The sequence below is a fragment of the Streptomyces sp. NPDC003027 genome, from assembly GCF_053591435.1.
The window spans coordinates 226,830-250,246 of record NZ_JBSFTU010000002.1 but is presented as its reverse complement, the minus strand read 5'-3'; the positions used below and the strand labels follow the sequence as shown (position 1 = coordinate 250,246).

20 protein-coding genes are annotated in these 23,417 nt (G+C 71.8%); 16 read left to right on the top strand and 4 right to left on the bottom strand.

Annotated elements, in window-relative coordinates; all coding sequences use genetic code 11:
• The first annotated feature begins 291 nt into the window (after positions 1–291).
• Both ACWDX6_RS02925 and ACWDX6_RS02920 read left to right on the top strand, forming a co-directional pair.
• Entirely contained in the window at positions 292–960 is a 669-nt protein-coding gene (locus tag ACWDX6_RS02925; RefSeq protein WP_451483243.1) for an RNA polymerase sigma factor, read from the top strand.
• Complete coding sequence (locus tag ACWDX6_RS02920; RefSeq protein WP_451483172.1) at positions 960–2,168, top strand: hypothetical protein; 1,209 nt, start codon at positions 960–962, stop codon at positions 2,166–2,168. Before ACWDX6_RS02925 ends, ACWDX6_RS02920 begins: the two co-directional genes overlap by 1 nt.
• Positions 2,169–2,355: 187 nt before the next feature.
• Here the strand turns inward: ACWDX6_RS02920 and ACWDX6_RS02915 are convergent, their stop codons facing one another.
• Positions 2,356–3,222, bottom strand: coding sequence for a L,D-transpeptidase family protein (locus tag ACWDX6_RS02915; RefSeq protein WP_451483171.1), 867 nt, complete (start codon positions 3,220–3,222; stop codon positions 2,356–2,358).
• Between the two features lie 204 nt (positions 3,223–3,426).
• On the opposite strand from ACWDX6_RS02915, the gene ACWDX6_RS02910 reads away from it, so the two are divergent.
• The 3 genes from ACWDX6_RS02910 to ACWDX6_RS02900 all read left to right on the top strand — a co-directional run bounded on the left by ACWDX6_RS02910 (position 3,427) and on the right by ACWDX6_RS02900 (position 6,613).
• Positions 3,427–5,007: an acyl-CoA mutase large subunit family protein gene (locus ACWDX6_RS02910; RefSeq protein WP_451483170.1), complete on the top strand. Its 1,581-nt coding sequence runs from the start codon at positions 3,427–3,429 to the stop codon at positions 5,005–5,007.
• Positions 5,008–5,065: 58 nt separating this feature from the next.
• The gene (gene leuE, locus ACWDX6_RS02905) at positions 5,066–5,719 is read left to right on the top strand and encodes a leucine efflux protein LeuE (protein WP_451483169.1); all 654 of its coding nucleotides are present in this window, start codon (positions 5,066–5,068) and stop codon (positions 5,717–5,719) included.
• A gap of 69 nt (positions 5,720–5,788) precedes the next feature.
• Complete coding sequence (locus ACWDX6_RS02900) at positions 5,789–6,613, top strand: MerR family transcriptional regulator (RefSeq protein WP_451483168.1); 825 nt, start codon at positions 5,789–5,791, stop codon at positions 6,611–6,613.
• Positions 6,614–6,673: 60 nt separating this feature from the next.
• Here ACWDX6_RS02900 and ACWDX6_RS02895 read toward each other — a convergent pair whose 3' ends face one another.
• On the bottom strand, positions 6,674–8,047 hold the full coding sequence (locus ACWDX6_RS02895; RefSeq protein WP_451483167.1) for an alpha-2,8-polysialyltransferase family protein: 1,374 nt from the start codon (positions 8,045–8,047) through the stop codon (positions 6,674–6,676).
• A complete protein-coding gene (locus ACWDX6_RS02890; RefSeq protein WP_451483166.1) occupies positions 8,044–9,048 on the bottom strand; it encodes a glycosyltransferase family 2 protein in 1,005 nt (334 codons plus the stop codon). The genes ACWDX6_RS02895 and ACWDX6_RS02890 overlap by 4 nt, the downstream gene beginning before the upstream one ends.
• 219 nt (positions 9,049–9,267) lie before the next feature.
• Between ACWDX6_RS02890 and ACWDX6_RS02885 the strand changes: the two genes are divergently transcribed.
• From ACWDX6_RS02885 to ACWDX6_RS02835, 11 genes are all read left to right on the top strand, one after another.
• Complete coding sequence (locus ACWDX6_RS02885; RefSeq protein WP_451483165.1) at positions 9,268–10,560, top strand: DUF6716 putative glycosyltransferase; 1,293 nt, start codon at positions 9,268–9,270, stop codon at positions 10,558–10,560.
• A complete protein-coding gene (locus ACWDX6_RS02880; RefSeq protein ID WP_451483164.1) occupies positions 10,560–11,840 on the top strand; it encodes a cytidylyltransferase domain-containing protein in 1,281 nt (426 codons plus the stop codon). The genes ACWDX6_RS02885 and ACWDX6_RS02880 overlap by 1 nt, the downstream gene beginning before the upstream one ends.
• 14 nt (positions 11,841–11,854) lie before the next feature.
• Positions 11,855–12,766: an N-acetylneuraminate synthase family protein gene (locus ACWDX6_RS02875; protein WP_451483163.1), complete on the top strand. Its 912-nt coding sequence runs from the start codon at positions 11,855–11,857 to the stop codon at positions 12,764–12,766.
• Positions 12,763–14,007, top strand: a complete 1,245-nt coding sequence (locus ACWDX6_RS02870) for a hypothetical protein (protein ID WP_451483162.1) — start codon at positions 12,763–12,765, stop codon at positions 14,005–14,007. Before ACWDX6_RS02875 ends, ACWDX6_RS02870 begins: the two co-directional genes overlap by 4 nt.
• Positions 14,008–14,123: 116 nt before the next feature.
• Positions 14,124–15,344: an amidohydrolase gene (locus ACWDX6_RS02865; RefSeq protein WP_451483161.1), complete on the top strand. Its 1,221-nt coding sequence runs from the start codon at positions 14,124–14,126 to the stop codon at positions 15,342–15,344.
• A 376-nt stretch (positions 15,345–15,720) separates the two neighbouring features.
• Positions 15,721–16,761, top strand: a complete 1,041-nt coding sequence (locus tag ACWDX6_RS02860; protein ID WP_451483160.1) for a BMP family lipoprotein — start codon at positions 15,721–15,723, stop codon at positions 16,759–16,761.
• A 194-nt stretch (positions 16,762–16,955) separates the two neighbouring features.
• Positions 16,956–18,566: an ABC transporter ATP-binding protein gene (locus ACWDX6_RS02855; protein WP_451483242.1), complete on the top strand. Its 1,611-nt coding sequence runs from the start codon at positions 16,956–16,958 to the stop codon at positions 18,564–18,566.
• Positions 18,563–19,675, top strand: a complete 1,113-nt coding sequence (locus ACWDX6_RS02850; RefSeq protein ID WP_451483159.1) for an ABC transporter permease — start codon at positions 18,563–18,565, stop codon at positions 19,673–19,675. The genes ACWDX6_RS02855 and ACWDX6_RS02850 overlap by 4 nt, the downstream gene beginning before the upstream one ends.
• A complete protein-coding gene (locus ACWDX6_RS02845) occupies positions 19,672–20,961 on the top strand; it encodes an ABC transporter permease (protein ID WP_451483158.1) in 1,290 nt (429 codons plus the stop codon). The genes ACWDX6_RS02850 and ACWDX6_RS02845 overlap by 4 nt, the downstream gene beginning before the upstream one ends.
• On the top strand, positions 20,958–21,362 hold the full coding sequence (locus ACWDX6_RS02840) for a cytidine deaminase (protein WP_451483157.1): 405 nt from the start codon (positions 20,958–20,960) through the stop codon (positions 21,360–21,362). Before ACWDX6_RS02845 ends, ACWDX6_RS02840 begins: the two co-directional genes overlap by 4 nt.
• 80 nt (positions 21,363–21,442) lie before the next feature.
• Positions 21,443–22,720, top strand: a complete 1,278-nt coding sequence (locus ACWDX6_RS02835; RefSeq protein ID WP_451483156.1) for a thymidine phosphorylase — start codon at positions 21,443–21,445, stop codon at positions 22,718–22,720.
• Between the two features lie 37 nt (positions 22,721–22,757).
• Here ACWDX6_RS02835 and ACWDX6_RS02830 read toward each other — a convergent pair whose 3' ends face one another.
• A complete protein-coding gene (locus ACWDX6_RS02830; RefSeq protein ID WP_451483155.1) occupies positions 22,758–23,417 on the bottom strand; it encodes an HAD family hydrolase in 660 nt (219 codons plus the stop codon).

The following is a 23,417-nucleotide window of genomic DNA, read 5'->3' as shown; positions in this document are numbered from 1 at the left end:
GGAAATGCTGGAAACGCCGAAAACGCCGGAAAAGGAGGACGACCGGGGCCGCCACCCCCCACAGGAGAGGCCCCGGTCGCCGTCCGCCGGGGCCGCAGCACGGCCCCGTACTTCTCTCAGCGCCGTGCATGCGTTTTCTGTCACACCGCGGAGGGTCAGCTGAAGGTTGCAGTTTGTACAAAGACCGGACGAACATGGACGCCGCCACGGGAAAGGACGTAGCGTGCTGCTCTGCGCCGGGCGGCGTGGTGGCGGTGGTGACCGGCCGCGATGACGAACAGGTTGTGGGGAGTGCTGGGGGACGACGCGGAGCTGACGGCCGCGGTGCTCGCTGCGCAGGACGGGGACGAAGACGCCTTCCGTACTGTGTATCGCGCCGTGCATCCCCGGCTGCTCGGTTACACGAGGACGCTCGTCGGTGACGCCGACGCCGAGGACGTCGCCTCCGAGGCCTGGCTCCAGATCGCCCGCGATCTCGACCGCTTCAGCGGCGACGCCGACCGGTTCCGCGGCTGGGCGGCCCGTATCGCCCGCAACCGGGCGCTCGACCACATCCGGATGCGCGGCAGACGCCCCGCCGTGGGTGGAGACGAGACCGAACTCACCGACAAGCCGGCCGAGTCCGACACGGCGGACGAGGCCATGGAAGCACTGGCCACCGGCCACACGATGAATCTGATCGCGCAACTCCCCCAGGACCAGGCCGAGGCCGTGGTCCTGCGGGTCGTCGTCGGTCTGGACGCCAAGAGCGCCGCCGACACCCTCGGCAAACGCCCCGGAGCCGTACGGACCGCGGCGCACCGCGGCCTCAAGCGGCTCGCCGAACTCCTCGGTGCCGACGGCGCCGACGTCGGCACGGCCCCGCTCGGGGGCGTACCGCCGCAACGCGGTCGCAGACCGGGGGCCCCGGCCCCCGGTGGTGTGACGCAATCGCGCGCGCGTACGCAGAAGGACATGTGATGGCCGACGAGCGGTACCAGTGGCTCGACCAGGAGGCCGCGGAGCGGTTGCTGCGTGGCGACCCGGTCGACCCCGTCGACGATCACGCCCGTGAGCAGGCCCGACGTCTCGCCCAGGCCCTCGCGGCGGCTCGTCCCCTGCCGCCCGTCCTCGCGGCGGAGGCGGAACTTCCCGGCGAGGCGGCCGCGCTGGCCGCCTTCCGCAAGGCCACGGCGGAGCGGGCGTCTCTCGCCGCCTCGTCCCCGGCACCCTCGCCCCTCGTCGCTTCGCCCGCCGACGGGCCCGAGCCCGTCGCCGAGCTCGACCGCGTACGGGTCGCGGCGCCGCTCCCCGCCGCCCAGCGGTGGGGCCGTTCGCTGCGGTACGGCCTGGCCGCCGCGGTCGCGGCCGTCGCCGTCGGCGGGGTCGCCGTCGCCGCCGGCACGGGGCTGCTGCCCCGGCCGTTCGACGACACCCCCGAGCCCGCCGTGTCCGTCACGGTGGCCGACACCCCCGAGCCCCTTCGCTCCGACTCCCCGGGCGACACCGCCGGCACGGGTACGCCGTCGGTGCCCCCGGAGACCGGCGACGACCGTTCCCCCGGCCCGTCGCCCTCGTCGAGCGCGCCGCCCGCCACCGCCGGCCCCGGTGGCACGGGCGGCACGGACGGCGGTGACCCGCTGCCCGAGAAGAGCGCGGACGGTTCCGGGGAGAACGCCGCGGCCCTGCGCGCCAAGACCGTCAAGTGGTGTCTGGACCACCGCGCGGGGCGCCTCGGCGACAGCGACCGGCAGCGGCTCGCCGGCGCGGCCAAGAAGGGCGAGAGCGTCTCGGGCTTCTGCGACCGCGTCCTGGCCGGCGGCTCGGCCGGAGCGAGCGGCTCCGCCGGCACGGGCGGTGCGACCGGCGCGACCGGCCGCACGTCCGGCGGCGACTCCTCCGGCGGTGACGGCAAGGACGACGACGGCTCCGCCGACGGAGAGGGCGATCGAGCCGGTTCCGCCGGATCGTCGGGAGCCGGAGGGGGCACCACGGCCGGATCCTCCGGTGCCGGCGGCAGGGGCACGGGTCACAAGAACGACGGTTCGCGCGGTGCCCCGGGAAGCGACCCGGCCAAGGGTGGCGCCGGTGACCAGGGCAAGGGCCGGGGCCACGCCCGCAACGCCGTCGCCGCCCCCGCGAAGACGCCCGCGCCGGCCGCGGAAGAGGCCGTGACACACCAGGTGTGACACTTTTCGGCTCGCCGGCGCAGTACTGAGTGAGCCGACTGGTCATCGGCCGCGCATGGAGCCGGGGTTCCCCCCGTACCTTCGGCTCTGCGCACCGGCGCGGGTGGGACACGTTCCCCCGGTCCCACCCGCGCCCCCTTTTCCCGCCGGCCGCTCACCGCAGGCTCATCCGCCGCTCATCCGCCGCTCACCAGTGGACGACGACCTTGTCGCCGACCTTCACCTGGTCGAAGAGCGTCGCGATCTTCCCCCGGTCACGCACGTTGACACAGCCGTGGGAGGCCCCGTTGTAGCCGCGGGCCGCGAAGTCGGCCGAGTAGTGCACGGCCTGACCGCCGCTGAAGAACATCGCGTACGGCATCGGCGTGTGGTAGATCGTCGACTTCCAGTCCTTGGCCTTCCAGCCGACGCTGAACGTCCCCTCGCGGGTCGGGGTGTTCTCCGAGCCGAAGCGCACGTCCATCGACGACACGACCCTGCCGTCGATCATCCAGGCCAGCGTCCGGCTCTCCTTGCTGATGCACAGCACTCGGCCCGTCATACAGCGGGCGTCCGGCTTGTCCAGCTTGTTCGTCGTGGACGGCTTCAGCTCGTCCACCGTCGGCTCGCGGGTCATCGCGAGCAGCCGCTGCCAGGTGGTCTCGTCCACGGAACCGGTCTCCGGCAGCTCCCGCTTCTGCTGGAAACCCTTCACCGCCCCCGCCGTCATCGTGCCGTAGAACCCGGTGGGCGCCCGGTCGAAGTACCCGATCTGGCGCAGCCGCGCCTGGAGCTCGCGCACCTGCGCGCTCTCGTCGCCGTCGTCCATCAGGACCTTGCCCGCGGGCTTGTCGGGTGTGGACGAGGACGACGGCTTGCCGTCCGCCGTGGCCGAGGCCGAGGCCGTCGGGGACGAGGCACTGGGCGCGGGAGCCGCGGAGGAGGACGGAGAGGAGGATGGGCCCGACGGGCTCGCCGTCCCTCCCGTACCGGCCGCCTGCGCCGTGCAGCCCGTGGCCAGTGCCACGGCCGCCGCGGCCAGTAGTGCTCTGCGTATGACGGACGAACGCTGCATCGGAGCCCCCCGAACGAGTGTGTGTACGTAGGGATGCTTCCCGTGCCCCGTTGGTTGCGCACCCGCCCGAAGTGCGGAGCATGAAGTACGGAGCATGTTGTGAGGAAGGTCCCAGCGTGCGGCCCTCCACCGGCCGCACGGCCGCCGCTACAGTCCGTCGCGAGGGTCGGTACCACTCAGTAGGTCTATCGGGAGGCACAACAGATGGCGCGCGAGTCGGAGTCGGGACTGCCCATTGAGCCGGTCTACGGACCGGACGCCCTGGACGGGTGGGATCCCGCCGAGAAGCTGGGCGAGCCGGGCTCGTACCCCTTCACGCGCGGCGTGTACCCGTCGATGTACACCGGCCGTCCCTGGACCATGCGGCAGTACGCGGGCTTCGGCACCGCCGTCGAGTCCAACGCCCGCTACAAGCAGCTGATCGCCAACGGCACGATGGGCCTGTCCGTCGCCTTCGACCTGCCGACCCAGATGGGCCACGACTCCGACGCGGCGATCTCCTCGGGCGAGGTCGGCAAGGTCGGTGTGGCCATCGACTCGATCGACGACATGCGCGTGCTGTTCGGCGGGATCCCGCTGGACAAGGTCTCGACCTCGATGACCATCAACGCCCCCGCCTCCCTCCTGCTGCTGCTCTACCAACTCGTGGGCGAGGAGCAGGGCGTCCCGGCCGACCAGCTGACCGGCACGATCCAGAACGACGTGCTGAAGGAGTACATCGCGCGCGGCACGTACATCTTCCCGCCCAAGCCGTCGCTGCGGCTGATCGCGGACATCTTCAAGTACTGCAAGGCCGAGATCCCGAAGTGGAACACCATCTCGATCTCCGGCTACCACATGGCCGAGGCCGGTGCCTCGCCCGCGCAGGAGATCGCGTTCACCCTCGCCGACGGCATCGAGTACGTCCGTACGGCCGTCGCCGCAGGCATGGACGTGGACGACTTCGCGCCCCGGCTCTCCTTCTTCTTCGTGGCCCGCACCACCATCCTCGAAGAGGTCGCGAAGTTCCGGGCCGCCCGCCGGATCTGGGCGCGGGTGATGAAGGAGGAGTTCGGGGCGAAGAACCCCAAGTCGCTGATGCTCCGCTTCCACACCCAGACCGCGGGTGTGCAGCTCACCGCCCAGCAGCCCGAGGTCAACCTGGTGCGCGTCGCCGTCCAGGGCCTCGCGGCCGTCCTCGGCGGCACGCAGTCGCTGCACACCAACTCCTTCGACGAGGCGATCGCCCTGCCGACGGACAAGAGCGCCCGGCTGGCGCTGCGGACGCAGCAGGTCCTCGCCTACGAGACGGACGTCACCGCCACCGTCGACCCCTTCGCCGGTTCGTACGTCGTCGAGAAGATGACCGACGACGTGGAAGCCGCGGCGCTCGCGCTGATGGAGAAGGTCGAGGAGCTGGGCGGCGCGGTCAACGCGATCGAACGCGGCTTCCAGAAGAACGAGATCGAGCGGTCCGCCTACCGCATCGCGCAGGAGACCGACAGCGGCGAGCGGGTCGTCGTCGGCGTCAACCGCTACACGATGGACGTCGAGGAGCCGTACGAGCCGCTGCGGGTGGACCCGGCGATCGAGGCCCAGCAGGCCGAGCGGCTGGCCAAGCTGCGCGCCGAGCGGGACCAGGCGGCCGTCGACGCGGCGCTCGCGGAGCTGAAGAAGGCGGCCGAGGGCACGGACAACGTGCTCTACCCGATGAAGGACGCCCTCAAGGCGCGGGCCACCGTCGGCGAGGTCTGCAACGCGCTGCGCGAGGTCTGGGGCACCTACGTCCCGACCGACGCGTTCTGATCTCCGCGGTACGAAACATGAGGGCGGAGTGTCGTACCCACGTGCGACACTCCGCTTCATGCTGGGTGTCACCGATCTTCCGACCTATCTCGCCGGGCTCGTCCTCATCATCCTTCTGCCGGGGCCGAACTCGCTGTACGTGCTGTCCGTCGCCGCCCGTAAGGGAACCCGGACCGGATACAAGGCCGCCGCCGGCGTCTTCACCGGCGACGCCGTCCTGATGACGCTGGCCGCGCTCGGCGCGGCCTCCCTCCTCCAGACCACGCCCCTGCTCTTCATGATCGTGAAGTACGCGGGCGCGGGCTATCTCGCCTGGATGGCGTACGGCATGCTGCGGGCCGCCTGGTCCATGTGGCGCTCCCGGGGCGAGACGCCCGCCGGTGAGCCGGCGCCGGAGGGGGCCGCCCCGGGCGAGAATCCGTACCGCCGCGCGCTGATCATCAGCCTGTTCAACCCGAAGGCGATCCTCTTCCTGATCTCGTTCTTCGTGCAGTTCGTGGACCCCGGCTACGCCTATCCGGCCCTGTCCTTCCTGGTCCTCGGCACGCTGCTGCAGCTCGGCAGCTTCCTCTACCTCACGATGCTGATATTCGGCGGGACGCGGCTCGCGGCCGCGTTCCGCAGCCGTCGGCGGCTCGCGGCGGGGGCCACCAGCGCCGCCGGAGCCCTCTTCCTCGGCTTTGCCGCGAAGCTCTCCCTGGCAGGAGCCTGACCCCGACACGGCTTGGCCCTGACCCGGCTTGACCCTGACACCGTGTGAGGCCGTTCCGTAGGGGGCGTCATGTTCACCATCGGAGACTTCGCCCGGCACGGGCGCGTGTCGGTCCGCATGCTGCGCCACTACGACGCCATCGGACTGCTGCGCCCGGCCCATGTCGACCCGCGCAGCGGTTACCGCTTCTACGAGGCGGAACAGCTCGCCCGGCTCAACCGTGTCATCGCGCTCAAGGAGCTCGGCTTCACCCTCGACCAGGTGGGGTCGATCCTCGACGAGCGGATCGGCGCCGAGGAGCTGCGCGGGATGCTGCGGCTGCGCCAGGCCGAGCTGGAAACGGCCCTGGCGGAGGCGGCGGGACGGCTGGCACAGGTCGGCGCGAGGCTCCGGGCCATCGAGAGCGAGGGACATATGCCCACCCAGGACGTCGTGATCAAGAAGGTGCCCGCGGTACGGCTGGCCGAGCTGAGCGGCATCGCCGCGAGCTTCGGCACCGAGGAGATCTCCCCGGTGATCGACCCGCTGTACGACGAGGTGTGCGCCCGGCTGGACGCGGCGGGGGTCGGCGGCTACGGCCCCGCGGTCGCGTACTACGAGGACGCCGGCCGGGGCGACGGCTCGGTCGTCGTGCACGCCGGGATGATCCTGCCCGAGGGGGTCCCGGCGGCCGAGGGCGTCGACGTGGTCGTCCTGCCCGGCATCGAGGAGGCGGCGACGGTCGTCCACCGGGGCTCGATGGACGACATCCTGCCGACCGCCCAGACCCTGGCCACCTGGATCGACACCCACGGCTACCGGTCCGAGGGGTACGCCCGCGAGCTGTATCTGGAGTGCCCGGACGACCGCGCCCAGTGGGTGACGGAGCTCCAGGAACCGGTCGGCCGGGCGTAGGAGGTGCGGTGTGCGGGACCCGGGCGGGTCCCGCACACCGTCTCCGCGTCTCCACGCCGGCTACCGGATCAGCGCCCGCTTCAGCCTCAGCGCGCGGCGCGCGAGCCGGCGGACCCCGGGGTGGCGGGGGACCGGGAGGCCGCCCGGGAGGCCGAGCACGGTGAGGCGGCGGCGGGTGAAGTGGTGCCGGGTGCGTGCGGCGAGCGGGCCGGAGAGATGCCGTACGGCGGCCTCCCGCAGATCCGGGCGGATCTTCGGCTGCATGGCGAAACCGACCGCCGCGACCAGACCGGCCAGCCCCTCCGGATCCGGTGCGTCCGCCGCGCCCCCGGCGCCGCCCTCCTCCAGAGCGGGGACGAGCGCGTCGACGAGGGTGACCGGCACACGGTTGCTGTTCTGGTACGGGGTGAGCCGGGCCAGAAGAGTCTCGGTGCCGACCCGGGCGACCGGGATCCCGTAGAACGCGCGCGCCGTCATCAACGCCGTCGAGAAGCAGCCGACCACCAGCGCCGGGCGCAGCTCCCGGTACAGCACCTCGGCCGGCACGGGCCGCTCCATGACGGTCAGTTCGGCCCCGAGGCGCTCCGCCTCCAGGGCCAGGCTCCTCGTCCAGGCGTCCGGCGCCGTCGGGTGCGGTTTGAAGACGAGCCGCCGGTGCCCGCGCGCGATCGCGCCGCGGACCATCCGTACGTGCAGCTCCTCCTCCTCGGCGGGAGTGAGCAGGTGCAGCGCCGCCAGATACTGGCCGAGCAGCAGCGCGGGGCCTTCCCCGTCCCCGACGGCGGCGGCGTCGTCCGCGAGCTCGGCGACCACCTTGGTGAACGCCTCCGTCGGCACCACCGTCGCCACCGGCCCGAACTCCCCGAGCAGCAGGGGTTCGAGCCCGGGTACCAGGTCGAGGTGGAGCAGCCGGCGCACCCGCTGCCCGACGAGCGGATCGATCTTGTTGCGGGTGGGGCCGTAGCTCATCAGTCCGTCCGCGTACACATCGAGCGCCGCGTCCGGGAACAGCCGGGCGACCGTCAGCGCGGGTGTCACCTGCACGGACTCCACCGCGATCTCCAGCCGGTCGTCGCCGAGCCCCCACAGCAGCCGCAGATGGCGCTCCAGGAGCGGCAGGTCGTCCGCTCGCGGGGTCCAGCCGGCCGGGTGGAGCGGGGAGATCACCTCGTTCCAGGACAGGACGGCGTCGAACCGGCCGCGCAGCCTCTCGAAGCCGGGCATCTCGTCCAGGGAGGGCGTCGTCTCCGGCACCGCCGCGTTGTTCGCGACCAGCAGCAGCCGCCGGTCGGCCGGCCCGAAGCAGCCGCTGTCCAGGGCGGCGGCCAGCGTGGCGGCGCCGTAGAGGGTGGAGGCGTAGAAGATCTGCGTGGTGCCGACGGCCCGAGGGGTCCCGGTGGTGCCGGTGGTCCTGTCGGTTCCGGTGGTGCTCATGCGGCGGCCTCCGTGCTCCCGGTGCGACGGAGGGCGCTCGCGACCACCCGGCTCCGGCGCAGCTTGCGCAGCACGGCCGCCCGCTGCTCGTCCATCGACCCCAGCGCCTCGCCGAGCAGGTCCTGCGGCATGCGCCGCAGCGCGGCCGCGCTCATCGCCCGCAATTTCCTCGCCACCATCGGCTCGTACCGCTCCATGTTTCCGACGTGATGCGAAATGAGCGCGCAATAGGTCCGTACGGCCTTCGGGAGAAGACGGTCGGCGTCGTGATCATTCGCGGTTTCGTCGATCACCTGATCGAAAGCGCGAATGAAATCCAGCTGGCGGATATCGCCGATCTGTGTGAGCGATGTGGAGACTCCGCGCCGGTAGAAGATTCCCAGCGTGCTCACCGCCGCGAAGGAATCCGCCTCCCGGTGCAGCTTCCAGATCCACGGCCGGTCCTCCGCCGTCCGCAGCCCGGGGGTGAAGCGCAGCAGCCCGCGGTCGAGGAGCCGCCGGTCGTAGAGCCCGGCCCAGGCGTACGGGTAGTCCACCGAGGTGGTCCGGCCGGCGGGCAGGATCACGTCCCGGGGCCGCAGCACCTCGCCCCGCCGCCCGACCGGCGACCGGCGCACCGAACGGGTCCGCCCGGTCACCCGGACGTGGTCGGTGCGCAGGAAGTCGCAGCCCAACTCCTCGATGGCGCCGACGAGTCGGTCGTAGTGGCCGGGCGCGAGCCAGTCGTCCCCGTCGAGGAAGGCGAGGTAACGGCCGCGAGCCGCGTCCAGGCCGGTGTTGCGCGCGGTGGCGAGGCCCTCGTTGCGTGCGTGCCGGATCAGGACGGCACCCGGGATCTCGCGGACGGCCCGTTCGAGGAGCTCCGCGGTCCCGTCCGTCGAACAGTCGTCGACGAGAAGGAACTCGAAGTCGTCGCGGGCGTTGGCGCGCAGGCTTCTGAGGGTGTCCGGGGCGTATGTCTGCACGTTGTAGAACGGCACGACGACGGAGAGCTTGACCACGCCACCGACGCTACGCGCCGCCCCGGCATTCGTCCTGACCGGCAGAGAGATGCCGGGTGAACGCAGAGCGGCGGGGCCCTTAACCGCCCCGAGCGAAACACCTCCCGCCCTTCTCCGACACCCCTTCCCATGCGTTTTCAGAAGGCGTAGCGGCGCTGTTCACCGTTTGTTGTGGCCCAGTTGGGCCGGGAACCGGAATGGCTCTCTAACGTCCTCGACGTGCCAGCAAGTACCAATGAAGCGGTACGCGTCGCCGTACTCGCCGACTCCGACACCCGGTGGAAATGGGGCGCGCTCACCGCGCGCAGAATCACGGCCGAGGCCGTCGAACCCACCGGCTTCCTCCTGCGCGGCCGGGCCACCCCCACCGCGCGCCAGCTCGCCGAGACGGGGGTGTCCACGACGCCGCCGCGCGAGGTGACGGGTGCGGAGTTCCTGCGCGCCGTACGGGACGCGGCGGCCCGCGACCAGGGCTACGACGTCGTCGTCCTCGCCCTCGTCGGCGGCACCGTGCGCGCCGTACTGCAGGGCCTGGCCGAACTCTCCCTCACGCGGCGGCCGGTGATCGTCACCGGCTATGTCGGAGTCGTCTACGAGAAGCTCGCCGACGGGCTCCTGCTGCGCCACGGCGCGGACGTCGTCCTCGCCAACTCCCGGCACGACGCGGAGCGTTTCCGCGCGGTGTACGAAGGAGTGGGCGCCGACGCCTCCTCGGTGGTGGAGGCCGCGCTGCCCTTCCTGGGCGGAGCGCCCTACGCCCCCGAGGCCGGCCGCGACACGCTCGTCTTCGCGGCCCAGCCGTCCGTTCCGGCCACCCGCGCCGAACGCACCTACCTGCTGCGCAGGCTCGTCGGGTACGCCCGGGCCCACCCGGAGCGCGAGGTCCTCCTCAAGCTCCGCTCCAAGCCCGGCGAACACACGACGCACCTGGAGGAACTCCCGTACCAGAGGCTGGTGCGCGAGCTCGCCGTACCGCCCAACCTCCGCCTCGTGTACGGGCACATGGGCGACGTGCTCGACCGTACCGACCTGCTGGTCACCGTCTCCTCGACCGCGGCGCTCGAAGCGCTGCACCGGCGCATCCCCACGGCCGTCCTCACCGACCTGGGCGTCCGCGAGGTGCTCGGCAACCACCACTTCATCGGCTCGGGTCTGCTGACCTCCTTCGACCGCCTCGACGCGGACGTACGGCCGGTGCCGGACGAGGAGTGGCTGGCGCGGCAGGGCGTCGCCGCCGGGGGCGGGTCGTACGCGTCCTCCTTCGACGCGGCGCGGGCGCGCGTCCACGAGCTGCTGGCCCGGCCCGCGCTGCCCCCGATCGCGCCCTACTACACGGCGGAGACGGCCCCCGGCTACCTCCCCGGCATCCTCGCCCGGCACCGCCTCGACGTGACCGCCCCCGAGCCCCGCGACAGCGGGCTGCGCCGTGTGGTCCGGGAGGCGGCGCGGGGTGCGTACCGCCACGGCGTCCAGCGCGTGGCCCCCGTCATCCGCCGCCTTGGAGAACTCTGATGCCGACCCCCACCGTGCTCGCCGTGATCCCCGCGCGGGGCGGCTCCAAGGGCGTCCCCGCCAAGAACCTCGCCCCGGTGGCGGGCGTCCCGCTGGTCTCCCGCGCGGTCCGCGCCTGCCTCCGCGCCCGTGCGGTCACCGACGTCGTCGTCTCCACGGACGACGCGGCGATCGCGGCGGAGGCCCGCGCGGCCGGCGCGGAGGCCACCCACCGCCCGGCGTCGCTCGCGGGCGACACGGCGACCAGCGAGTCGGCGGTGCTCCACGCGATGGACGCCTTCGAGGCAACCCAGGGGCGCCGCGCCGACGTGGTCCTCCTCGTCCAGTGCACGAGCCCCTTCCTCACCCCGGAGGAGGTGAGCGAGGCGGCCGACCGGATCACCTCGGGCACGGCCGACACGGCGCTGACGGTGGCCCCGACCCACGGCTTCCTCTGGCGCGAGGGCCCGGCGCCCACCCGCGGCACGGTCGACACCGGCACAAGCGCTGAGGACACCGGCAGCCGCCCGGCATCCGGCGACGGCACGGCCGGCACCGGTCCGGCGCCCGGCGCCCACGGCGTCAACCACGACAAGGCGCACCGCCCCCGACGCCAGGACCGCGAGCCCGAGTACCTGGAGACCGGCGCCGTCTACGCCATGGACGCCGAGGGCTTCCGTACCCACCGCCACCGCTTCTTCGGCCGCACCGCGCTCGTCGTCACCGACCCCTCCCGGGTCCTGGAGATCGACGATCCGCACGACCTCGCCCGCGCCCGCGCGCTCGCCCCCCTCCTCGACACCCCCGCCACCCCCCGGATCGACGACGTCGACGCGGTCGTCCTCGACTTCGACGGCACGCAGACCGACGACCGGGTGCACATCGACGGCGAGGGACGCGAGTTCGTCTCCGTCCACCGCGGCGACGGCCTCGGCATCGCCGCCCTGCGCCGCGCCGGCCTCCCGCTCCTGATCCTCTCCACCGAACAGAACCCCGTCGTCGCCGCCCGCGCCCGCAAGCTCAAGATCCCCGTCCTGCACGGCATCGACCGCAAGGACCTCGCCCTCAAGCAGTGGTGCGAGGAGCAGGGGATCGACCCCCAGCGCGTGCTCTACGCCGGCAACGACGTCAACGACCTGCCCTGCTTCCACCTCGTCGGCTGGCCCGTCGCGGTGGGCAGCGCCCACGACTCCGTACGGGCCGCCGCCCGTGCGGTCACCGTCACCCCCGGTGGCTCCGGAGCCATCCGCGAGATCGCCGCCTGGCTCCTCGGACCCGAGCTCCACACCCCCGACGCGTAAGGAACACACGAACCATGAGCACCAGCACCAGCGCCCACGCCCGCATCCGTACCTTCGGCAGCAAGGTCGCCGGCCCCGGCCACCCCGTCTACATCACGGGTGAGATCGGCATCAACCACAACGGCGACCTGAACAACGCCTTCGCGCTCATCGACGCGGCCGCCGACGCCGGCTGCGACGCCGTGAAGTTCCAGAAGCGCACGCCCGAGATCTGCACCCCGCGCGACCAGTGGGACATCGAGCGCGACACCCCCTGGGGCCGGATGACGTACATCGACTACCGCCACCGCGTGGAGTTCGGCGAGGACGAGTACCGCGCCATCGACGAGCACTGCGAGAAGCGCGGGATCGACTGGTTCGCCTCGCCGTGGGACACCGAGGCCGTCGCCTTCCTGGAGAAGTTCGACGTCCCGGCCCACAAGGTCGCCTCCGCCTCCCTCACGGACGACGAACTGCTCCGCGCCCTGCGCGCCACCGGCCGTACGGTCATCCTCTCGACCGGCATGTCCACCCCGAAGCAGATCCGGCACGCGGTCGAGGTCCTCGGCAGCGACAACATCCTGCTCTGCCACGCCACCTCGACGTACCCGGCCAAGGCCGAGGAGCTCAACCTCCGGGTGATCGAAACCCTCAAGGAGGAGTACCCGAACGTCCCGATCGGCTACTCCGGCCACGAGACCGGCCTCCAGACCACGCTGGCCGCCGTCGCGCTCGGCGCCACGTTCGTCGAGCGCCACATCACGCTGGACCGCGCGATGTGGGGCTCCGACCAGGCCGCGTCCGTCGAGCCGCAGGGCCTGCAGCGCCTGGTCCGCGACATCCGCACCATCGAGACCGCGCTCGGCGACGGCGTCAAGAAGGTGTACGAGTCGGAGCTCGGCCCGATGAAGAAGCTCCGCCGGGTCCAGGGGCTCGTCGCCGCATGACCGGCCAGCTGGCGTTCGTCGAGAGCCCGGTCCAGCTCCTGAACGTTCTGGAGTGGTCCCACGCCCGCACCTCCCGGCCGGCGACGGCCCCGGCCCCACCGGCCCGGCCGGCCGCGGGCCCGGAGCCGGGTGCCGGGCACGTTCCGGGGCCCACCGCCGGCCCGGAGCCGGGTGCCTGGGACGCCACGGCGGTGCCGGGGCCGCCCGGAGCCGGGGGAACCAGGGAATCGGCGGCGACCGGGGGAGCGGCCGGGTCCGCCCCCGGCCTCACGATCGTCGTGCTCTCGCCGACCGACCCCATGTCGCGCGGCCAGCTGCGCCGGATGGCCCAGCTGGCCCGCGACGAGGGGATCCGGGTCCGCTGGCAGGAGGCCCGCGGCGGCCGGGGCGCGCTCGTCCGTACGCTGCGGGAGCTGGCCCCGCTGCTGCGGGCCGCGGACCGGGTGATCGTCGGAGACCCGTTCTCCCGCTACGTACAGCTGCTGCTGACCCTGTTCGGGCCCCGGCGGCTCACCGTCGTCGACGACGGCACCGCCACGATGGAGTTCGCCTCCCAGCTGGCTCGAGGCGAGCGCCTGGTGCGGTGGCACCGGCGCGGCAGCGGCGGTCCGCGCGAGCTCGTCCTCACCCCCGTCTCCGCGCTCGCCCGCCGCCGCCTCGCCCCCACCCGCCGCCGCACCGTCGAGATCTTCACCTCGCTGCCGGTCGAGCCGCCCCCGGGCACCACCGTCACCCCGCACACCTTCGCCTGGACCCGGGCCCGCTTCGGCCCGCCCCGCCTCACCCGGGGCGCCGACCTCGTCGGGACCTCGCTCGTCGAGACGGGAGTGGTCGACGCCGACCGGTACACGAAGGCCGTCGCCGATCTCGCCCGGACCCACGGAGCCACCCGCTACTTCGCCCACCGCCGCGAGTCCACCGAGAAACTGCACCGGATCGCGGTGGAGACCGGACTGGAGATCGTCCGCCCCGAGCTGCCGCTGGAGGTGATCGCCCGGCGCGGCCCGATCGGGCGTACCGTGGTCAGCTTCCCGTCCACCGTCGTGCACACCCTGCCGCTGGCCCTGGAGGGCACCGGAGTCAAGGTCGCCGTCTGCGAGATCGCCCCCGAATGGCTCCGGGAGAACGTGTCCCCCCGGGCTCAGGGCTTCCTCGCGGGAGTCGCCGGCACCGCGGCCCACGAGGTCGACCGGCTCACCACCCGCGCCACCCCGGCCGTCGAACGGCTCGAATTCGGGTGAGCTTACCCACAAGGGGTGGCCGTCACGCCTCGTCAGACGGGTTTCTTTCCCCTATCGGGCTGAACTTTTTCTGATCAACGGGCAGTTGATCTCTTCGGGGGCCTACCCTTCAAAAGGTGAACCAGTTGAAGTCCCGTGAGCCCGACTCCCTCGCCCTGCCCGGAACGCTGTCCGACTCGCTGCGCGCAGAACTGATCGACTTCCGCCGCGACCTGCACATGCACCCCGAGCTCGGCAACCAGGAGTTCCGTACCACCGCTGCCCTGAAGGCGCGCCTGGAGGCGGCCGGCCTCGCGCCGAAGGTCCTCGCGGCGGGCACCGGGCTCGTGTGCGACATCGGCACCTGGGACGGGGTACGCCCCATGCTGGCGATCCGCGCCGACCTCGACGCGCTGCCCATCCCCGACGTCAAGACCGTCGCGTACCGCTCCACCGTGCCCAACCGCGCGCACGCCTGCGGGCACGACGTCCACACCACCACGGTCCTGGGCGCCGGTCTCGTCCTCGCCGACCTGGACCGGCAGGGCCTGCTGCCGAACGCGGTGCGGCTGATCTTCCAGCCCGCCGAGGAGGTGCTGCCCGGTGGCGCCGCCGACGCCGTCGCCGCGGGCGTCCTGGACGGGGTCGGCCGGATCATCGCCGTGCACTGCGACCCGAAGGTCGACGCGGGCAAGATCGGACTGCGCCACGGCGCCATCACCTCCGCCTGCGACCGGCTGGAAGTCACCCTCGACGGCGCCGGCGGCCACACCGCCCGGCCGCACCTCACCACGGACCTGGTCACCGCGGCCGCCCGCATCGCCATCGACGTGCCCGCCGTGCTGGCCCGCCGCGTGGACGCCCGCGCCGGACTCTCGGTCACCTGGGGCCGGATCGCGTCCGGCCACGCCTGCAACGTCATCCCGCAGCACGCCGAACTGTCCGGCACCATCCGCTGCCTCGACCTGCGCACCTGGCGCGAGGCGCCCGACCTGGTGCACGCGGCGGTCGACGAGGTCGCCGCCCTCCACCGCGCCAAGTCGACGATCAACTACGTCCGCGGCGTCCCGCCGGTGGTCAACGACCCGGCCGTGGCCGATCTCCTCCACGACGCGATGGCCGCCCGCCGCGGACCGTACGCGATCGAGGACACCGAGCAGAGCCTCGGCGGCGAGGACTTCTCCTGGTACCTGGAGCACGTCCCGGGCGCGATGGCCCGGCTCGGCGTCCGCGTCCCCGGCGACCCGACCCACCGTGACCTGCACTCCGGCGATTTCGACGTGGACGAACGCGCCATCCAGGTCGGCGTGGAGCTCTTCACGGCGGCGGCCCTCCTGGACGCGGCACCGCGGCTCTGACGCACCCGGCGCCGACGTACGCCCGGCCCTGGCTCCGACGTACGCCCCGGCCCTGGCGCCGACGTACGCCCTCGCCCAGGCTCCGGCCCACGCCCCGGCGCAGGCTCCCGACAGGGGGCTCCGGCCCCCGGTGCGGACGTAAACCGGCCAACCCCCGGCCGGTCCGTCCGGGCCGGTCCGCCCGGTCGGCGCACCCCTCACCCGGTTGGCCCGCACGGCGGCCCAACACGCCTGCATGACGGTCTGGTACGACTCGTGGGCGTCGATCCGGTAACGACTCGTGAACGGGTCTTTAACTGACATCTACGCGCGTTACGATCGCCGAAAAGCCAGCGCCGCAAGAGGCGCTTTCGGTCAGTCTTGAAGGGACCTCCTCGTGCGCCGGGTATCCAAGATCACCGCCGCGTGTGCTGTCACTGCGGCCCTCGCTCTCACTGCCACCGCCTGCGGGGAGTCCTCCACCGAGGACACGGGCTCCGACAAGGGCACCATCAAGGTCGGCATGGCCTACGACGTCGGCGGCCGTGGCGACAACTCCTTCAACGACTCCGCCGCGCGCGGCCTGGACAAGGCCAAGGCCGACCTCGGCGTCGAGACCAAGGAGCTCACGGCCAAGAACGGCGAGACGCCGGCCGACCGTGAGCAGCGCCTCGCGTCGCTGGCCGAGGGCGGCTTCAACCCGGTCATCGGTGTCGGCTTCGCGTACAAGGACGCGATCGACAAGGTGGCCGCCAAGTTCCCGAACACCACCTTCGGTCTGATCGACTCGGTCTCGGACAAGAAGAACGTCTCCTCGATCGTCTTCACCGAGGAGCAGGGCTCCTACCTCGCCGGTGTCGCCGCCGCGCTGAAGTCCAAGGACGGCAAGATCGGCTTCATCGGCGGTGTCGACCTCCCGCTGATCAAGAAGTTCGCCGCCGGCTTCCAGCAGGGCGTCAAGGACACCAAGCCGAGCGCCAGCGTCCAGATCCAGTACCTGTCCACCGGTACGGACCTCTCCGGCTTCGGCGCCCCGGACAAGGGCAAGGCCGCCGCCAAGGGCATGCTCGACAAGGGCATCGACGTCGTCTTCGCCGCCGCGGGCGGCTCGGGCGCCGGCGCCATCGAGGCCGTCGCCGCCAAGCCTGGCACCTGGGCGATCGGCGTCGACTCGGACCAGGCCAAGGACCCGGCCCTGTCCAAGTACGCCGGCTCGATCATGACCTCGGTCGTCAAGAACGTCGACACCGGCGTCTTCGACCTGATCAAGTCCGTCAAGGACGGCAAGCCGCTGACCGGCACCCAGCCCTACTCGCTGGCCCAGAACGGCGTCTCCCTGACCACCACGGGTGACCACCTCAAGGACATCCAGGCCAAGCTGGACGAGGCCAAGAAGAAGATCGTCGACGGTCAGATCAAGGTCGCCACGACCCTCTGACGCTCGTCGGAGGGGGGCCCGGAGAGCGGCTTCGGCCGACACTCCGGGCCCCCTTCACACGTATGCCCACCGGCAGTTGAACAATTTCGCGAACGCTACGCGCGTAGCTCCCGGCCAGCACGGTATTTTTCGCCACCGACAGCGCCTGCGTCCCGCCTCATCCTCCTCACGCTCCCTGCCTAGGAGAGTGCGCCATCAAAGCCTCCAGCTCCAGTAGTCCCCACGCCGTAGAACTCCGCGGCATCACCAAGCGTTTCCCCGGAGTCGTGGCCAACCACGACATCGACATCACCGTGCGCCGCGGCACCGTGCACGCCCTCGTGGGCGAGAACGGAGCGGGCAAGTCGACCCTGATGAAGATCCTCTACGGCATGCAGAAGCCGGACGAGGGGACCATCGCGATCGACGGCGAGCAGGTGTCGTTCAACAACCCCGGTGACGCCATCGCCCGCGGTGTCGGCATGGTGCACCAGCACTTCATGCTCGCGGACAACCTCACCGTCCTCGAGAACGTCGTCCTCGGTTCCGAGAAGCTCCACGGCATCGGCGACAAGGCCCGCGCCAAGATCAAGGAGATCTCGGACGCGTACGGTCTCGGCATCCGCCCCGACGTCCTCGTGGAGGACCTGGGCGTGGCCGACCGCCAGCGCGTGGAGATCCTCAAGGTCCTCTACCGCGGCGCCCGCACGCTGATCCTCGACGAGCCGACCGCGGTCCTGGTCCCCCAGGAGGTCGACGCGCTCTTCGCCAACCTGCGCGAGCTCAAGGCCGAGGGCCTGACCGTCATCTTCATCTCCCACAAGCTGGGCGAGGTCCTGTCGGTCGCGGACGACATCACCGTCATCCGGCGCGGCACGACGGTCGGCACCGCCGACCCGGCCTCCACCACGCCCAAGCAGCTCGCGGAGCTGATGGTCGGCACGGAGCTGCCCTCCCCGGAGACCCGCGAGTCGACCGTCACGGACGTCCCGATGCTGACGGTCGAGGACCTGTCGCTCAGCGCCGTCGACCCCGACGGCGTGGTCCGCGCGGTGCTTGACGGCATCACCTTCACCATCCACAAGGGCGAGGTCCTGGGCATCGCCGGCGTCGAGGGCAACGGCCAGTCCGAGCTCGTCGACGCGATCATGGGCATGCGCCACCCCGACCGAGGTGTGCTGACCCTGGACGGCGCCGACATCTCCGCCGCGCCGACCCGCAAGCGGCGCGAGGACGGCATCGGCTGCATCCCCGAGGACCGCCACCGGCACGGCCTGCTCCTGGAGGCCCCCCTCTGGGAGAACCGCATCCTCGGTCACGTCACCGAGAAGCCCAACTCCAAGGGCGCCATCCTCGATCTGAAGGCGGCCCGCCGGGACACCGAGCGGATCGTCCGCGAGTACGACGTCCGCACCCCCGGGATCGACGTCACCGCGGCCTCGCTCTCCGGCGGCAACCAGCAGAAGCTGATCGTCGGCCGCGAGATGAGCCACGCCCCCAAGCTGCTGATCGCCGCGCACCCCACCCGGGGCGTGGACGTCGGCGCGCAGGCGCAGATCTGGGACCAGATCCGCGAGGCCCGCCGCGAGGGACTGGCGGTGCTGCTGATCTCCGCCGACCTGGACGAGCTCATCGGCCTCTCCGACACGCTGCGCGTGATGTACCGCGGCCGGCTGGTCGCCGACGCGGACCCGGCCACGATCACGCCGGAGGAGCTGGGCTCGGCCATGACCGGTGCCGCCACCGGCCACCTTGAGCACGAACCGAGCGACGAGGGCCCCGCGGGCCCCGAGCGCACCGACGGCCCGGAGGACGAGGCCCGATGAAGAAGATCGACAAGGAGCGGCTGCTCCTGGGCATCGCGGCACCGCTCCTCGCGGTCGTCGCCGCCTTCCTGATCACCGCCCTGGTGCTCGCGGCGACCGGCAAGGAGCCGTTCAGCGCCTTCGGCATCATGTTCGACTACGGCGTGAAGTCGGACAGCCAGGTCTACATCATCAACAAGGCGACGACGTACTACCTGGCGGGTCTCGCGGTGGCCATCGGCTTCCGTATGAACCTGTTCAACATCGGCGTCGACGGGCAGTACCGCCTCGCCGCGTTCTTCGCCGCCGCCGTCGGCGGCGCGCTGACGCTGCCCGGCATCGTGCAGATCCCGCTGATCATCATCACCGCGATGATCGTCGGCGCCATGTGGGCGGGCATCGCCGGTGTCCTGAAGACCACCCGGGGCGTCAGCGAGGTCGTCTCGACGATCATGCTGAACATGATCGCCACCGCGGTCATCGGCTACCTCCTCCAGCCGGGGCGCCTCGGCCACCTGGACGAGGCCGGTACCGAGGTCGCCACCAGCCCGCTCCCGGAGTCCTCGCACTTCTTCGAGTTCCCGACCATGCCGACCCCGATCGCCGGGTTCGTCGTCATCGCGGTCCTCGCGGGCGTCGCGTACTGGTACGTGCTCTCCCGCACCCGCTTCGGCTTCGACCTGCGCACGGTCGGCCAGTCCGAGACGGCCGCCGCGGCCAGCGGTGTGAACGTCAAGAAGATGGTCGTGACCTCCATGCTGATCTCCGGCGCCATGGCCGGTCTGATCGGTATGCCCACGCTGCTCAACGAGAGCTACGAGTACGGCGGAGGCTTCCCCGTCGGCATCGGCTTCACCGGTATCGCCATCGCCCTCCTCGGCCGCAACCACCCGGTCGGCATCGCCCTCGGCGCGATCCTCTGGGGCTTCCTGGAGCGCGGCTCGCAGAAGCTCGAGTTCGAGGAGTACGACAAGGAGATCGTCGGCGTCATGCAGGGCGTCATCGTCCTCTGCGTCGTCATCGCCTACGAAGTCGTCCGCCGCTACGGCCTCAAGCGCCAGCAGCGTCAGGTCGGCGAGAAGCTCGCGGCCCAGGCCCGTACCAACGACAAGACGGAGGTGTCGGCGTGACCGCCACGGCGACTTCCACCCCGCCGCCCGCGGCCCCCAAGGCGGCCGGCGGCAAGGGCGGCCGCACCCGCCTCTCCCTCCCCGTGATCCTGCTGATCGTCGCGGGCGCCCTGCTCGCGCTCTCGGCCGTGCGGGCCGTCACCGGGGCGCAGGACCTCACCTCGGCCGGCCAGATCGGCGCCGCGCTCTCGCTCGCCGTGCCGATCGGCCTCGCCGGTCTCGGCGGTCTGTGGGCCGAGCGCGCGGGCGTGGTCAACATCGGCCTCGAAGGCATGATGATCCTCGGCACCTTCTTCGGTGCCTGGGCCGGCTGGCAGACCGACCCCTGGCTCGGCGTCCTCGCCGGTGTCCTGGGCGGCATGTTCGGCGGCCTGCTGCACGCGGTCGCCACCGTCACCTTCGGCGTCGACCACATCATCTCCGGTATCGCGATCAACATCCTGGCGCTCGGCGTGACCACCTACTTCGCCAAGCTGTGGTTCAACTCCGGCGAGGCCGCGGCCAGGGGCGGCAGCCCCAAGCAGTCCCCGCCGGCCGAGGACATCACCTCGATCACCGTGCCCGGGGTCTCCGACTGGCTCGCCGACGTCGAGAGGCACCACTGGTTCCTGGTCTCGGACGTCGCCGGCATCCTCGGCGGCCTGGTCACCAACCTCTCGCTGCTGACGGTCGTCGCCGTGCTGCTGCTGGTCGGCTCGTTCTTCCTGCTGTGGAAGACGCCGTTCGGTCTGCGCCTGCGCTCCTGCGGCGAGAACCCGATCGCCGCCGAGTCCCTCGGCGTCAACGTCTACAAGTACAAGTACATCGCCGTGATCGTCTCCGGCGGACTCGCCGGACTCGGCGGCGCGTTCCTGTCGCTGGTCACCTCGCACATCTACAACGAGGGCCAGACCGGCGGCCGCGGCTACATCGGCCTCGCCGCCATGATCTTCGGCAACTGGCGGCCCGGCGGACTCGCCATGGGCGCGGGCCTGTTCGGCTTCGCCGACGCGCTCCAGCTGCGCAGCGGCGGTCAGTCCGTGCACGCGCTGCTCCTGCTGCTCTTCGCGATCCTCGTGATCCTGGCGGCCTGGAAGGCGTACAAGAAGCGCTGGATCACGGCCGCGATCAGCGCCGTCATCGCCGTCGGCGTGCTGATCTGGTACCTCGGTACGGACACGGTCCCGACCGAGTTCGTCAGCGCCACGCCGTACGTCGTCACCCTGCTGGTGCTCTCGCTCTCCGCGCAGCGCCTGCGGATGCCCAAGGCGGACGGCATGCGGTACCGCAAGGGCCAGGGCAAGTGACGCCCGGCGTCTCGGAGGCCGACTGGGAGGCCCTGCGTACGGCGGCGCGCGAGGCCATGTCCCACGCGTACGCCCCGTACTCCCGCTTCCCGGTCGGCGCCGCCGCGCTCGTCGACGACGGGCGGATCGTCTCCGGGTGCAACGTGGAGAACGCCTCGTACGGCATCGGCCTGTGCGCCGAGTGCGGGCTCGTCTCCCAGCTCCAGGCCACCGGAGGCGGCCGGTTGACCCACTTCGTGTGCGTCGACGGCCGCGGCGAGCCGCTGGTGCCCTGCGGCCGGTGCCGCCAGCTGCTGTACGAGTTCGGCGGCGCCGAACTCGTCCTGGAGACCCCGGCCGGGCGCGTGACGCTCGCGGAGATGCTTCCGCAGGCCTTCGGCCCGGACCACCTCGCCCCGTAACACCTCGGAGCGGCCCTTCCGGCACGATGGGAAGGGCCGCTCTCCCTTTTCCCCTCTATGCGCGTAGAAAGAGGCACCACATGGACGTCATCTCCGTCATCCGGACCAAGCGGGACAAGGGCGAGCTGAGCCCCGAGCAGATCGACTGGGTCATCGACGCCTACACCCGCGGCGAGGTCGCCGACGAGCAGATGTCCGCCCTCGCCATGGCCATCCTGCTCAACGGCATGAACCGCGGCGAGATCGCCCGCTGGACGGCCGCGATGATCGCCAGCGGCGAGCGCATGGACTTCTCGTCCCTCTCGCGCCCCACGGCCGACAAGCACTCGACCGGCGGCGTCGGCGACAAGATCACCCTCCCGCTGGCGCCGCTCGTGGCCGCCTGCGGCGCGGCCGTGCCGCAGCTGTCGGGCCGGGGCCTCGGCCACACCGGCGGCACGCTGGACAAGCTGGAGTCGATCCCGGGCTGGCGCGCCCTGCTCTCCAACGAGGAGATGCTGCGCGTCCTCGACACGACCGGCGCGGTGATCTGCGCGGCCGGCGACGGACTGGCTCCCGCCGACAAGAAGCTGTACGCCCTCCGGGACGTCACGGGCACGGTCGAGGCCATTCCGCTGATCGCCAGCTCCATCATGTCGAAGAAGATCGCCGAGGGCACGGGCTCGCTGGTCCTGGACGTGAAGGTCGGCACCGGCGCGTTCATGAAGAACATCGAGGACGCGCGCGAACTCGCCTCCACCATGGTCGGCCTGGGCACCGACAGCGGCGTGAAGACCGTCGCCCTGCTCACCGACATGTCGACCCCGCTCGGCCTGACCGCGGGCAACGCCCTCGAAGTCCGCGAGTCGGTCGAGGTCCTCGCGGGTGGCGGCCCGGCGGACGTCGTCGAGCTGACGCTCGCCCTCGCCCGGGAGATGCTCGACGCGGCCGGCATCAAGGACGCGGACCCGGCGAAGGCGCTCGCGGACGGCTCGGCGATGGACGTCTGGCGCCGCATGATCGCCGCCCAGGGCGGCGACCCGGACGCCACCCTCCCGGTCGCCCGCGAGCAGCACGTCGTCACGGCCCCGTCCTCGGGCGTCCTCACCCGCCTCGACGCCTACGACATCGGCATCGCCGCCTGGCGCCTCGGCGCCGGCCGTGCCCGCAAGGAGGACCCGGTCCAGGCCGGCGCCGGTGTCGAACTCCACGCGAAGCCCGGTGACACGGTGACGGCGGGTCAGCCGCTGCTGACCCTGCACACGGACACCCCGGCGAAGTTCGAGTACGCGCTGAATTCCCTGGACACCGCCTGGGACATCGCGCCCCAGGGCACGGACTTCACCCCGAACCCGATCGTGCTCGACCGCATCGCCTGACCCCGTACGACCCCGGGGCCTGGCCTGGGCCCCGGGGTCACACCAGGGGCTGCCCGAGCAGCCTCGGAAGCTCCCGCATGTCGTCGAAGACCAGCGTCCGCGGCCCGATCAGCCGGTCCGCCCGCGTCAGCCCGCCGCAGTAGCCGAACGCCCGCATGCCCGCAGCGCGCGCCGCCGCGACACCGTACGGGCTGTCCTCCACCACCGCGCAGCGCTCCGGCGGCACCCCCATCGCCGCCGCCGCGTGGAGGAACAGGTCCGGGGCCGGCTTGCCCCGCGCGACATCGCGGGCGCTGAACATCCGGCCCTCGAAACGGTCGAGGAGACCCGTGCGCGTCAGGTTCCGCCGGATCGTGGCGTGGCTGCCGTTGGACGCGAGACAGAAGGGCACGTGCAGCGCGTCGAGCGCGTCCGTGACGCCCTCGACCACCGTCAGCTCCGCGTCCAGCGCCCGGTCGTAGAGCGGCCTGTACGCGTGGTGCCAGTCCGGCTCCAGGGACCGGCCGAGCCGCTCCTCCAGGATCGCCGTGAGCACCTCGTGCGACGAGCCCACGAAATGGTCGACGATCTCCGCCTCGGTGAACTCCGCACCGAGCGAGGCGAAGACCTCGCGGTCGACACGGCAGTAGATCCGCTCGCTGTCCACCAGAACGCCGTCACAGTCGAAGATCACCAGTTCGACAGGATCTTGATTCAT

Excerpts from the sequence above, each read along its gene's own strand:
- ACWDX6_RS02910 (WP_451483170.1), top strand. The coding sequence starts at position 3,427 with ATGGCGCGCGAGTCGGAGTCGGGACTGCCCATTGAGCCGGTCTACGGA.
- ACWDX6_RS02900 (WP_451483168.1), top strand. The coding sequence starts at position 5,789 with ATGTTCACCATCGGAGACTTCGCCCGGCACGGGCGCGTGTCGGTCCGC.
- ACWDX6_RS02850 (WP_451483159.1), top strand. The coding sequence starts at position 18,563 with ATGAAGAAGATCGACAAGGAGCGGCTGCTCCTGGGCATCGCGGCACCG.
- ACWDX6_RS02895 (WP_451483167.1), bottom strand. The coding sequence starts at position 8,047 with ATGAGCACCACCGGAACCGACAGGACCACCGGCACCACCGGGACCCCT.
- ACWDX6_RS02835 (WP_451483156.1), top strand. The coding sequence starts at position 21,443 with ATGGACGTCATCTCCGTCATCCGGACCAAGCGGGACAAGGGCGAGCTG.
- ACWDX6_RS02830 (WP_451483155.1), bottom strand. The coding sequence starts at position 23,417 with ATGAATCAAGATCCTGTCGAACTGGTGATCTTCGACTGTGACGGCGTT.
- ACWDX6_RS02920 (WP_451483172.1), top strand. The coding sequence starts at position 960 with ATGGCCGACGAGCGGTACCAGTGGCTCGACCAGGAGGCCGCGGAGCGG.
- ACWDX6_RS02880 (WP_451483164.1), top strand. The coding sequence starts at position 10,560 with ATGCCGACCCCCACCGTGCTCGCCGTGATCCCCGCGCGGGGCGGCTCC.
- leuE (WP_451483169.1), top strand. The coding sequence starts at position 5,066 with ATGCTGGGTGTCACCGATCTTCCGACCTATCTCGCCGGGCTCGTCCTC.
- ACWDX6_RS02875 (WP_451483163.1), top strand. The coding sequence starts at position 11,855 with ATGAGCACCAGCACCAGCGCCCACGCCCGCATCCGTACCTTCGGCAGC.
- ACWDX6_RS02915 (WP_451483171.1), bottom strand. The coding sequence starts at position 3,222 with ATGCAGCGTTCGTCCGTCATACGCAGAGCACTACTGGCCGCGGCGGCC.
- ACWDX6_RS02870 (WP_451483162.1), top strand. The coding sequence starts at position 12,763 with ATGACCGGCCAGCTGGCGTTCGTCGAGAGCCCGGTCCAGCTCCTGAAC.